A 10475-nucleotide genomic window follows, 5' to 3' on the forward strand; every position below is an offset into this window, starting at 1 on the left:
GAAGGTGAACTGGGCGGGGCTGAGCGGTGTCCCGATCCGGAGTGCGCCCCCGCCGCGGGGGGGGGGGCGGGGGGCGGGGTTGAGGGGGCCCCCCGCCCACTGCCCCCCGATGAGGGGGGCGGCGGGGGGTGGGGGCGGGGGGGGTTTTGCCGGCAGGCCCCGCGCCCCTGTGTTGTACAACATGGGGCCCACCCGGGGGCCGCCGCTCGTCGTCGCGCGGCGCGGCCTCGGCTATTTCGCTCTGTAGCGGCGCATCTTGGCGCGGGCGCCGCACACGCGCATGTCGCACCAGCGGCTGCGGGCGGCGGGGCTGCGGTCGTAGTAGGCCCAGTGGCAGTCGGAGGCCTCGCAGGCCTTGAGGCGGGGCCAGGTGCCGGTGGTGGTGGCCTCGGCGATGGCGGCGGCGACGCGGGAGGTCAGGGAGGCGTCGTCGGGCGGGGCGAGGGTGGCGGCGCCGTCGGCGGGGTCCACGCGGACGTGGAGCGGGGCCGTGGCGAGGAGGTCGGTGAGGGGGGTGACCTCGCGGTGCGGGGGGTGGCCGGCGTGGGCGAGGCAGGCGGCGCGCAGGGATTCGCGCAGGGCTCGGGCGGCGTCGAGTTCGCCGGGCGGGATGCCGAAGCGGGCCCGGACCTCGGGGCGGTCGAGCGCGTCCTCGCCGGTGCGGATGTCGAGCAGCGTGTTGACCAGGGCCTCGACGAGGGCGAGGCCGCCGGGCGCGGGCGCGCGGTCGTTCATGGTTGCGACGTTACCTCTTCTGCGGCACCATGCGGTAACGCCAGTTGTTACCTGTAGACCCCGTACAGGGGTAACGCTCAGGAGGAATCATGGCCATCGCGAAGCTCGGCACCGTGGTGCTGGACTGTCCCGAGCCGCGTCCGCTCGCGGAGTTCTACGCCGCGGTGCTCGGCGGCAGCGTGACGGGCGACGAGGGGAACTGGGTGGACGTGACGGCGCCGGACGGGCGGGCGCTCGCGTTCCAGGAGGCGCCCGGGTTCGCGGCGCCGGCGTGGCCCGCGGCGGACGGCTCGCAGCAGTTCCACCTCGACCTCAGGGTCGAGGACCTGGACACGGCCGAGAAGGAGGTGCTGGCGCTCGGGGCGCGGCTCCTGGAGACGGGGGAGCCCGGACGGACGTGGCGTGTGTACGCCGATCCGGCCGGGCACCCGTTCTGCCTCTGCGCCTGCTAGGTCGTGTCTGACCTGGCGGGGCGCTAGATCCGGGGCGAGCCCGTGGGCGGGGTCCCGCGGTGGTGCGCGGCGCGGGCGGTGAACTCGGCGGCGCGCAGCACCCGTTGGACGTTGCCCCAGGTGAGCTGGGCGAGGTCGGTCTCGGGCCAGCCGCGTTCGATGAGCTCGCCGATGAGCGCGGGGTAGCCGGAGACGTCTTCGAGGCCCTCGGGATGCGCGGTCGCGGTGTCGAACATGCCGGAGAGGCCGACGGCACCGGGTCCCGCGATCTCGCGTACGTGGTCGAGGTGGTCGGCGACGTCGCGGAGCGCGGGTCCGGTTCGGTCGGCGGAGCAGGGCACGAGGCACAGGCCGCCGGACGTGCCGAGGGCGGCGAGCAGCTCGTCCGGGGCGTTGTCGGGGTGGTGGTTGAGGGCCTGGGCGGCGGACCGGGTGAGGATCGCCGGGGCCTTGGAGACGGCGAACACCTGCCGGGCGGTCGCGGGGGACGCGCCGGTGAGGTCGACGAGCATGCCGAGCCGGTTCATCTCCCGGACGATCTCCTCGCCGAACCGGTTCAGGCCGGTGTCGCAGGCCCATGCGGTGCCGCTGAGGGTGAGGGCGCGCAGGCCGAGGGCGTGCAGGGCGCGCAGGGTGCCGAGAGAGTCCCCGGCGGCTTCGGCGGGGGCGGGTCCGATGAGGACGGCGGTGCGGCCGTGGGCGCGGGCGTCGGCGGTCTCGGACGCGGAGCGGGCCAGGCGCAGGCCCTCGGGGTAGCGGTCGACGACGTGGTTGACGAGGTCGATCTGTTCGAGGGCGCTGGTGACGGGCCGCTCGCCCGCGATGTGCAGCGCCCACAGGAGGGCGCCGGTGCCGCCGGCGCGCAGCCGGGGCAGGTCGGTCTCGACGGCGCTCTCGCCCAGCTCCAGGTCGTACCAGGGCAGGGTGCGCAGGGCTTGGAGGAGGCCGCTGTAGCCGTCGGCTATGGGGTGTCGCGCGAGCAGCTCGTGGGCCTGGGCCGGGTCGGGGGTGGTGGGGACCGGTGGGGGCGGGGCCGGGTGGGGGGCGGGCTGGTCGAGCTCGCCGGCCTCGGCGGGGGCGCTGATGTGATCCTGCAGTTCTGCCATGAGGGTCCTGCTTAATTCGGTGAAGCGTTCGGACCACCGTGGCACGCGGTGCGGCAGGGTTTCGCGGTGAGTAGCGCGAACGGGTGAGGGCGCCGAATTTCCGGCGCCCTCACCCGTTCCTCAGGCAATGCCCTGCGATGCCCTACGCGTCGAGCTGTTCCAGCGTCGCGTTCGACGGGCCCCGCCTGCCCTGGAGGTCGCGGGCGACGGACTCGGCGTCGCCGAGCACACGGACCGCGTTGCGCCAGGTGAGCTTGGCGAGGTCGTCCCGGGACCAGCCGCGGGTGACGAGCTCCGCGATCAGGTTCGGGTAGCCGGAGACGTCGTCGAGGCCGTCGGGGGTGAACGCGGTGCCGTCGTAGTCGCCGCCGATGCCGATGTGGTCGACGCCGGCGACCTCGCGCATGTGGTCGAGGTGGTCGGCGACGGTGGCGGCGGTGGCGACCGGGCGCGGGCGCGCCTCCTCGAAGGCGCGGTGCAGCTTCATCGCCTCGGGGGACGTGTCGAGGTGGTGGAAGCCGTGGGCGCGCAGGTTCTCGTCGGCGGCGGCCGTCCAGTCGACGGCGGCCTGGAGGACGAACTTCGGCACGAAGGTCGCCATGGCCACGCCGCCGTTGTCCTTGAGGCGGGCGAGGACGTCGTCCGGGATGTTGCGCGGGTGGTCGCAGACGGCGCGCGAGGAAGAGTGCGAGAAGATCACCGGCGCCTCGCTCACGTCGAGTGCCGCGCGCATCGTGGTGGCGGCGACGTGCGAGAGGTCGACGAGCATGCCCTCGCGGTTCATCTCGCGCACGACCTCGCGGCCGAACGCGGTCAGGCCGCCGACGGCGGGCTCGTCGGTCGCCGAGTCCGCCCACGCGATGTTGTCGTTGTGGGTGAGCGTCATGTAGCGCACGCCGAGCGCGTACAGGGCGCGGAGCGTGGCCAGCGAGTTGTTGATGGAGTGGCCGCCCTCGGCGCCCTTGAGGGAGGCGATGCGGCCCTCGGCGCGGGCGGCCTCCATGTCGGCGGCGGTGAGCGCGGCGCGCAGGTCGGCCGGGTAGCGGGCGATCAGTTGGTCGACGCAGTCGATCTGCTCCAGCGTGGCGCTGACCGCCGTGTCCCCGGCCATGTCCGAGCGGACGTACACGGACCAGAACTGGGCGCCGACACCGCCGGCCCGCAGGCGGGCCAGGTCGGTGTGCAGGTGGGCGCTCTGGTCGGCGGCGATGTCGCGCGCGTCGATGTCGTACGTGACCTGCTCGCGCAGGGCCCACGGCAGGTCGTTGTGCCCGTCGACGACCGGGAAGTCGGCGAGGAGGGCGCGGGCCTGCTCCAGGGCCTCGGGTGTGACGGTCATGCCGCTCACTTCCCGAAGCCGAAGCCGGCGCCCGCGCCTTCGACCTTGGACCGCAGGCGCTTGCCCTTCTCGGTGGCCTGGTCGTTGAGCTCCTGCTGGAACTCGCGCATGCGGGCGAGGAGGTCCTCGTCGTGCGCGGCGAGCATGCGGGCGGCGAGCAGGCCCGCGTTGCGCGCGCCGCCGACCGAGACGGTGGCGACGGGGACGCCGGCGGGCATCTGCACGATGGAGAGCAGGGAGTCCATGCCGTCGAGGTACTTGAGCGGGACGGGGACGCCGATGACGGGCAGCGGGGTCACCGAGGCGAGCATGCCCGGCAGGTGGGCGGCGCCGCCGGCGCCGGCGATGATCGCCTTGAGGCCGCGGCCCGCGGCCTGCTCGCCGTACGCGATCATCTCGTGCGGCATGCGGTGCGCGGAGACGACGTCGACCTCGTAGGGGATCTCGAACTCGTCCAGGGCCTTGGCCGCGGCCTCCATGACGGGCCAGTCGGAGTCCGACCCCATGACGATGCCGACGACGGGGCGCGAGGGGCTCTCGGGGCTCATTCGGTGATGGTCCCTCTCAGGTATCCGGCTGCGTGACGGGCGCGCTCCAGCACGTCGTCGAGGTCGTCGCCGTAGGTGTTGACGTGGCCGACCTTGCGTCCGGGCTTCACGTCCTTGCCGTACATGTGGATCTTGAGCTGGGGGTCGCGGGCCATGCAGTGCAGGTAGGCGCTGTACATGTCCGGGTAGTCGCCGCCCAGGACGTTGGCCATGACGGTCCAGGTCGCGCGGGGGCGCGGGTCGCCGAGCGGCAGGTCGAGGACGGCCCGCACGTGGTTGGCGAACTGCGAGGTGATCGCGCCGTCCTGGGTCCAGTGGCCGGAGTTGTGCGGGCGCATCGCCAGCTCGTTGACGAGGATGCGGCCGTCGCGGGTCTCGAACAGCTCGACCGCGAGGTGGCCGACGACGCCGAGCTCCTGGGCGACGCGCAGCGCCAGCTCCTGGGCCTCGCCCGCGAGGGCCTCGTCGAGGTCGGGGGCCGGGGCGATCACGGTGTCGCAGACGCCGTCGACCTGCTGGGACTCGACGACGGGGTAGGCGACGGCCTGGCCGTGCGGGGAGCGGACGACGTTGGCCGCGAGCTCACGGCGGAAGTCGACCTTCTCCTCGGCGAGGACCGGCACGCCGGCCTTGAAGGGGTCGGCGGCGTCCGCCTCGGAGCGCACGAACCAGACGCCCTTGCCGTCGTAGCCGCCGCGCACGGTCTTGAGGATGACGGGGTAACCGTCGCCCTCTTCCGCGAACGCGGTGACGTCGGCGGGGCCGGTCACGATGCGGTGGCGCGGACACGGCACGCCGATGGAGGTGAGCTTCTCCCGCATGACGCCCTTGTCCTGGGCGTGCACGAGCGCGTCGGGTCCGGGGCGCACGGGTATGCCGTCCGCCTCCAGGGCCTTCAGGTGCTCGGTGGGCACGTGCTCGTGATCGAAGGTGATCACGTCACAGCCGCGCGCGAACTCGCGCAGCGTGTCCAGGTCGCGATAGTCGCCGACGACGACCTCGCTGACGACCTGCGCCGCGGAATCCTGAGGAGTGTCACTGAGGAGCTTGAACTTGATGCCGAGCGGGATGCCTGCTTCGTGTGTCATACGAGCGAGCTGGCCGCCGCCGACCATGCCGACTACCGGAAACGTCACACCCTCAGGGTATCGGCCAATCGGCCGGTTCCCGCACGGGCGAGCTTTTGGAGGAACCTCCACACCGGGCGTCTCCCGGCGTTCACGGGGGTCGCTGGCTAGCATGGACGGGGCGGTTGTGACCGACCGCCCGACCATTTCACGGGGACTACGGGGGCTGAGGCGGCACCATGACAGCGACCACGGAGCGAACTCCCCCGTCCGGACCGAGCGGGCTGCGGGGGCGCTTCGCCGTACTGTTCCGGGAGATCGCGAAGTTCGGGGTCGTGGGCGCGCTCGGCGTCCTGGTGAACTTCGGCGTCTTCAACCTGATGCGCCACGGCACGGACCTCCAGGTCGTAAGGGCCAGCGTGATCGCGACGGTCGTCGCCATCGCCTTCAACTACGTGGGGTTCCGCTACTTCACGTACCGCGACCGGGACAAGAGCGGCCGCGCGAAGGAGATGACGCTGTTCCTGCTGTTCAGCGCGGTGGGCCTGGTGATCGAGAACGGGGTCCTGTACGTGGCGACGTACGGGTTCGACTGGGACAGCCCGCTGCAGAGCAACATCTTCAAGTTCCTCGGCATGGGTCTGGCGACCCTGTTCCGCTTCTGGTCGTACCGGACCTGGGTGTTCCGGGCGCTGCCGGCGCGGGAGGCCGTGGCCAGTGCCGAATCGTTCCTTGAGCAGCGGGACCGCAGCGTCCACCGTGTGAAGTAGCCGGTCCCGGTCCGCTACCGGATGGTGTGCCCGGCCTCGTCGCCGTCCTGGTTCTTCCGCATCGGGGTGCGCGACAGGAACAGGCCGAAGACCGGCGGGGACGCCTGCAGCATCTCCAGGCGGCCGCCGTCCGCTTCGGCGAGGTCGCGGGCGACGGCCAGGCCGATGCCGGTCGAGTTGCGGCCCGAGATGGTCCGCTCGAAGATCCGCGAGCCCAGCTCGGAGGGGACTCCGGGCCCCTCGTCGGTGACCTCGATGACCGCCTGGTTGCCGGTGACGCGGGTGCGCAGGGCGACGGTGCCGCCGCCGTGCATGAGCGAGTTCTCGATCAGCGCGGCGAGGACCTGGGCGACGGCGCCCGGGGTGCCGACGGCCGTCAGATGCCGCTTGCCGGACGAGACGATGGCGCGGCCCGCGCTGCGGTAGGCGGGGCGCCACTCCTCCAGCTGCTGCTTGATGACCTCGTCCAGGTCGAAGGAGACGGCCGAGCCGGTGCGCGGGTCGCGCGAGTTGGTGAGCAGCCGCTCGACGACGTCGGTGAGCCGCTCGACCTGCGCCAGCGCGATCGTCGCCTCCTCCTTCACCTCGTCCAGGTCGTCCGTCATCGTGATCTCCTCCAGGCGCATGGACAGCGCCGTGAGAGGGGTGCGCAGCTGGTGCGAGGCGTCGGCGGCCAGGCGCCGCTCGGCGGTGAGCATGCGGGCGATGCGTTCGGCGGAGCCGTCGAGGACGTCGGCGACGCGGTCCAGCTCGGGGACGCCGTAGCGCTTGTGGCGGGGGCGGGGGTCGCCGGAGCCGAGGCGCTCCGCGGTGGAGGCGAGGTCGGTGAGCGGGGAGGTCAGTCGGTTGGCCTGGCGGACGGCGAGCAGCACGGCCGCGACGACGGCGAGCAGGGCGACCCCGGCGATGATCAGCAGGGTGCGGCCGACCTCCTGGGTGACGGCCGAGCGGGGCTCCTCGACGGTGACCTTCTCGCCCTGCTCCCCCGGCGCGGTGTACGCGATGACGTCGCCCTCGGGCTTCTCACCGAGTTCGAGGGGCGGATGGCCGGGCATCTCGATGACGGCGTACCGCTCCTCGATGGCGACCTGGTCCTTGAGGATGCCGACGGTGACCTTCTCGTCACTGAGCAGCCGGCTGTCCACGATGGAGGCGAGCCGCACCGCCTCCGACTCCACCCGTTCCCGGGCGCTGTTGGTGATGGTCCGGGTCTCGACGATGACGAGGCTCACCCCGAACACGGCGATCACGACGAGCACGACGGCGAGCGTGGAATTGATCAGACGGCGACGCATGCCCTCAGTGTCCCGGATCAGCTCCCTGCCGAGGCTCCGCCCCGGGCGGCGACCAGCGTGCCCCTGGGGGTGCACGAAGTGCGCCTTCAGGGGCACGGGGCTGTATCCGATCAGCGGCTCCGCCACGGGGCGCGACCAGCCGTCCCCCTGGGGTGCACGAAGTGCGCCTTCAGGGGCGCGGGGAACTGCGCGAGCAACCACGACGGCGCTGAGGCCGCGGACAACAGGGAAGCCCCTACGGCGCTGAGGCCACGGGGCTCCGCCCCGGACCCCGCTGCTCAATCGCCGCAGGGGCTTGATTGGCCCGAGCCCCGCTCGACACCACCACAGGGGCTTGATTGGCCGAAGCCCCGCCCAGCACCACCACAGGGGCTTGATCGGCCGAAGCCCCGCTCAGCACCACCGCCGAGGCTTGATCGGCCGAAGCCCCGCAGGGACGGGTCAGCTTTTTTCGAAGCGGAAACCCACACCCCGCACCGTGGCGATGTACCGGGGATTCGCCGCGTCGTCGCCGAGCTTCTTCCTGAGCCAGGAGATGTGCATGTCGAGCGTCTTGGTCGAGGACCACCACGTCGTGTCCCAGACCTCCCGCATGAGCTGGTCCCGGGTCACGACCCGCCCCGCGTCCCGCACGAGCACCCGCAGGAGATCGAACTCCTTCGCCGTGAGCTGGAGTTCCTCCTCGCCCATCCAGGCCCGGTGCGACTCGACGTCGATACGGACGCCGTGCGTGGCCGGCGCCTCCTTCGGCTCGGCGGAGCCGCGCCGCAGGAGGGCCCGGACCCGGGCGAGCAGTTCGGCGAGACGGAACGGCTTGGTGACGTAGTCGTCGGCGCCCGCGTCGAGGCCCACGACCGTGTCCACCTCGTCGGCGCGGGCGGTCAGGATGAGGATCGGCACCGTGTGCCCCTCGGCACGCAGCCGTCGGGCCACTTCGAGGCCGTCCATCCCGGGCAGCCCCAGGTCGAGCACGACGAGGTCGATGCTGCCCTGGAGTCCGGCGTCGAGCGCGGTGGGCCCGTCCTCGCGGACCTCGACCTCGTATCCCTCCCTGCGCAGGGCGCGGGCCAGCGGCTCCGAGATGGACGCGTCGTCCTCGGCGAGCAGTACACGGGTCATGGGGTGATGGTAGTCCGCGCCGGTGGACGCCTGCGGGGGGAACGGCCGTAGATCACCTCCGCCTTGGCCGCGCGCGAGGGCTCTCCGCCCCGGGGATCAGAACGGAACCTGATACTCCGGGTTCGCGTCCTACGGGTCTGGGGTGCGAAGCTGAGAATTGCCTTGGAATTCGCTCAGCGGTTCCTTCCTGGCCTGTGATCCATGTCTCAAGTCCTTCCATATCCCGCCCTGTGGTGTCGTAAGGTGACTCAACGCCTGATGCACTACTGGGGGACCTTTGCAGCGCACCGCGCACTGAAGGTCCCTTTCCTGTGTGAGCTGACGAGTGTCAGCGTCGACATGGAATGACCTGTGGCCGGGCCCTGCGCGCAAGAAGCGCGCCGGGCATGGATCCCGGGCCCGCCGCACCAGATCCCCCAGGGCGTGGGGAGGGCGGCAGGACACCGGTGCCGGCCAGACCCCACAGGGGACACGTCCCGAACCCGGCGGCGTGCCCCCGAGACCCCACGAGGATCGACCCATGGCGTCCAGCCTCACGAAGGACGCGGCCAGCACTCCTGGCCCGCAGAAGACCTTCTTCGGCCACCCCCGCGGACTGGCCACTCTCTTCATGACCGAGATGTGGGAGCGTTTCTCCTACTACGGCATGCGCGCCCTTCTCCCGCTGTACCTGGTCGCCCCCGCGGGGCTCGGCCTCGACGCGGGCACGGCCATCGCCATCTACTCCGTCTACATGTCGACGGTGTACCTGCTCGCCATGCCCGGCGGCTGGTTCGGCGACCGTGTCTGGGGGCCGCGCAAGACCACGGCGATCGCCGCGTCCGTCATCATGGCGGGCCACCTGGTGCTCGCCCTGCCGATGGCCGCGACCTTCTACTTCGGTCTGCTGCTCGTCGCGATCGGCTCCGGCCTGCTGAAGTCCAACATCTCGACGATGGTGGGCCACCTGTACGACGGCCCGAACGACCCGCGTCGTGACGGCGGCTTCACGCTCTTCTACATCGGCATCAACCTCGGTGCCTTCGCCGCCCCGCTGGTCATCGGCACCGTCGGCCAGAACGTGAACTGGCACTTCGGCTTCGCCCTCGCCGCGCTCGGCATGGCCCTCGGCCTGGTCCAGTTCCTGCTCGGCACCAAGCACCTGGACGCCAAGTCCCACGTGGTGCCGAAGCCGCTGAGCGCCCAGGAGCGCGCGGCCACGCTGAAGAAGGCCATGATCTGGCTGCTCGTCGCGGTCGTCTTCTACGGCATCGTCGGCGGCACCGGCATGTGGACGCTGAAGTGGGCCACGAACCCGCTGCTGATCATCGGTCTGATCGTCCCGGTCGTCGTCCTGTTCCGCATCAAGCGGGACAAGGAGCTGACCCAGACCGAGCAGACCAAGGTCTCCGGCTACATCTGGTTCTTCGTCGCCGCGGCCGTCTTCTGGATGATCTACGACCAGGGTGGCTCGACCCTGTCGATCTTCGCGGACAGCAACGTCAACACCTCGGTGTTCGGCTGGGACTTCCCGGTCTCGTGGTTCCAGTCGGTCAACCCGGTCCTGGTCATGGCGCTGGCCCCGGTCGCCGCCTGGCTCTGGCTCTACCTGGCCCGTTCGGGCAAGGAGCCGAGCACGATCGCCAAGTTCTCGGCCGGTCTGGCCCTGATCGGCATCTCCTTCTTCGTCTTCCTGCTGCCGCTGACGGCCTCGGGCGACGGCAAGGTCAGCCCCTGGTGGATCGTCCTGATCTACTTCTGCCAGACCGTCGGTGAGCTGTGCCTCTCCCCGGTCGGCCTGTCGGTCACCACGAAGATGGCGCCCGCCAAGTACAGCTCCCAGATGATGGGTGTCTGGTTCCTCGCGGTCACCGCGGGCGACGCCGTCACCGGTCTGCTGTCGAACAACGGCGTGAACCTGGACACGAAGCCGATGGTCGCCGTCGAGGCACTCGCAGCGGTCCTCGCCGGCGCGGCGATCTTCATGTACCGCAAGCGCGTCAAGGAGCTCATGGGCGACGTCCGCTGACGTCCCCGGGACCCCGCTGAACGCAGAGGGCCCGCC

10 protein-coding genes are annotated in these 10475 nt (G+C 71.5%); 3 read left to right on the forward strand and 7 right to left on the reverse strand.

Going from position 1 to position 10475, the window contains the following annotated elements; all coding sequences use genetic code 11:
* Positions 1-231: 231 nt before the first annotated feature.
* On the reverse strand, positions 232-816 hold the full coding sequence (locus ACFW9D_RS35735) for a CGNR zinc finger domain-containing protein (protein WP_384629224.1): 585 nt from the start codon (positions 814-816) through the stop codon (positions 232-234).
* 8 nt (positions 817-824) lie between these two features.
* Here ACFW9D_RS35735 and ACFW9D_RS35740 point away from each other — a divergent pair, with 8 nt between their 5' ends.
* Positions 825-1187 (forward strand): VOC family protein, encoded by a 363-nt coding sequence (locus tag ACFW9D_RS35740; RefSeq protein ID WP_384629211.1) that lies wholly within the window; start codon positions 825-827, stop codon positions 1185-1187.
* Between the two features lie 23 nt (positions 1188-1210).
* Here ACFW9D_RS35740 and ACFW9D_RS35745 read toward each other — a convergent pair whose 3' ends face one another.
* The 4 genes from ACFW9D_RS35745 to ACFW9D_RS35760 form a co-directional block, all read right to left on the reverse strand.
* Positions 1211-2293: a dipeptidase gene (locus ACFW9D_RS35745; RefSeq protein WP_384629214.1), complete on the reverse strand. Its 1083-nt coding sequence runs from the start codon at positions 2291-2293 to the stop codon at positions 1211-1213.
* Positions 2294-2435: 142 nt separating this feature from the next.
* On the reverse strand, positions 2436-3632 hold the full coding sequence (locus ACFW9D_RS35750) for a dipeptidase (protein ID WP_188338527.1): 1197 nt from the start codon (positions 3630-3632) through the stop codon (positions 2436-2438).
* Between the two features lie 5 nt (positions 3633-3637).
* The gene (gene purE / locus ACFW9D_RS35755) at positions 3638-4180 is read right to left on the reverse strand and encodes a 5-(carboxyamino)imidazole ribonucleotide mutase (RefSeq protein ID WP_188338526.1); all 543 of its coding nucleotides are present in this window, start codon (positions 4178-4180) and stop codon (positions 3638-3640) included.
* Entirely contained in the window at positions 4177-5295 is a 1119-nt protein-coding gene (locus ACFW9D_RS35760) for a 5-(carboxyamino)imidazole ribonucleotide synthase (RefSeq protein WP_384629227.1), read from the reverse strand. Before ACFW9D_RS35760 ends, purE begins: the two co-directional genes overlap by 4 nt.
* A 191-nt stretch (positions 5296-5486) precedes the next feature.
* Between ACFW9D_RS35760 and ACFW9D_RS35765 the strand changes: the two genes are divergently transcribed.
* Positions 5487-6017: a GtrA family protein gene (locus ACFW9D_RS35765; RefSeq protein ID WP_384629218.1), complete on the forward strand. Its 531-nt coding sequence runs from the start codon at positions 5487-5489 to the stop codon at positions 6015-6017.
* Positions 6018-6031: 14 nt separating this feature from the next.
* Here the strand turns inward: ACFW9D_RS35765 and ACFW9D_RS35770 are convergent, their stop codons facing one another.
* Positions 6032-7312, reverse strand: a complete 1281-nt coding sequence (locus ACFW9D_RS35770) for an ATP-binding protein (RefSeq protein WP_188338523.1) — start codon at positions 7310-7312, stop codon at positions 6032-6034.
* Between the two features lie 441 nt (positions 7313-7753).
* Entirely contained in the window at positions 7754-8431 is a 678-nt protein-coding gene (locus ACFW9D_RS35775; RefSeq protein WP_188338522.1) for a response regulator transcription factor, read from the reverse strand.
* Between the two features lie 520 nt (positions 8432-8951).
* Here ACFW9D_RS35775 and ACFW9D_RS35780 point away from each other — a divergent pair.
* Entirely contained in the window at positions 8952-10439 is a 1488-nt protein-coding gene (locus ACFW9D_RS35780) for a peptide MFS transporter (RefSeq protein WP_384629221.1), read from the forward strand.
* Positions 10440-10475 lie beyond the last annotated feature (36 nt).

It is taken from the genome of Streptomyces sp. NPDC059524, from assembly GCF_042749255.1.
In the GTDB taxonomy this organism is placed as follows: domain Bacteria; phylum Actinomycetota; class Actinomycetes; order Streptomycetales; family Streptomycetaceae; genus Streptomyces; species Streptomyces xanthii.

What these genes read in the sequence shown, in the direction of transcription:
- ACFW9D_RS35775 (WP_188338522.1), bottom strand. Translation starts at nt 8,431, where the DNA reads ATGACCCGTGTACTGCTCGCCGAGGACGACGCGTCCATCTCGGAGCCG.
- ACFW9D_RS35760 (WP_384629227.1), bottom strand. Translation starts at nt 5,295, where the DNA reads ATGGTCGGCGGCGGCCAGCTCGCTCGTATGACACACGAAGCAGGCATC.
- ACFW9D_RS35740 (WP_384629211.1), top strand. Translation starts at nt 825, where the DNA reads ATGGCCATCGCGAAGCTCGGCACCGTGGTGCTGGACTGTCCCGAGCCG.
- purE (WP_188338526.1), bottom strand. Translation starts at nt 4,180, where the DNA reads ATGAGCCCCGAGAGCCCCTCGCGCCCCGTCGTCGGCATCGTCATGGGG.
- ACFW9D_RS35750 (WP_188338527.1), bottom strand. Translation starts at nt 3,632, where the DNA reads ATGACCGTCACACCCGAGGCCCTGGAGCAGGCCCGCGCCCTCCTCGCC.
- ACFW9D_RS35780 (WP_384629221.1), top strand. Translation starts at nt 8,952, where the DNA reads ATGGCGTCCAGCCTCACGAAGGACGCGGCCAGCACTCCTGGCCCGCAG.
- ACFW9D_RS35765 (WP_384629218.1), top strand. Translation starts at nt 5,487, where the DNA reads ATGACAGCGACCACGGAGCGAACTCCCCCGTCCGGACCGAGCGGGCTG.
- ACFW9D_RS35770 (WP_188338523.1), bottom strand. Translation starts at nt 7,312, where the DNA reads ATGCGTCGCCGTCTGATCAATTCCACGCTCGCCGTCGTGCTCGTCGTG.
- ACFW9D_RS35745 (WP_384629214.1), bottom strand. Translation starts at nt 2,293, where the DNA reads ATGGCAGAACTGCAGGATCACATCAGCGCCCCCGCCGAGGCCGGCGAG.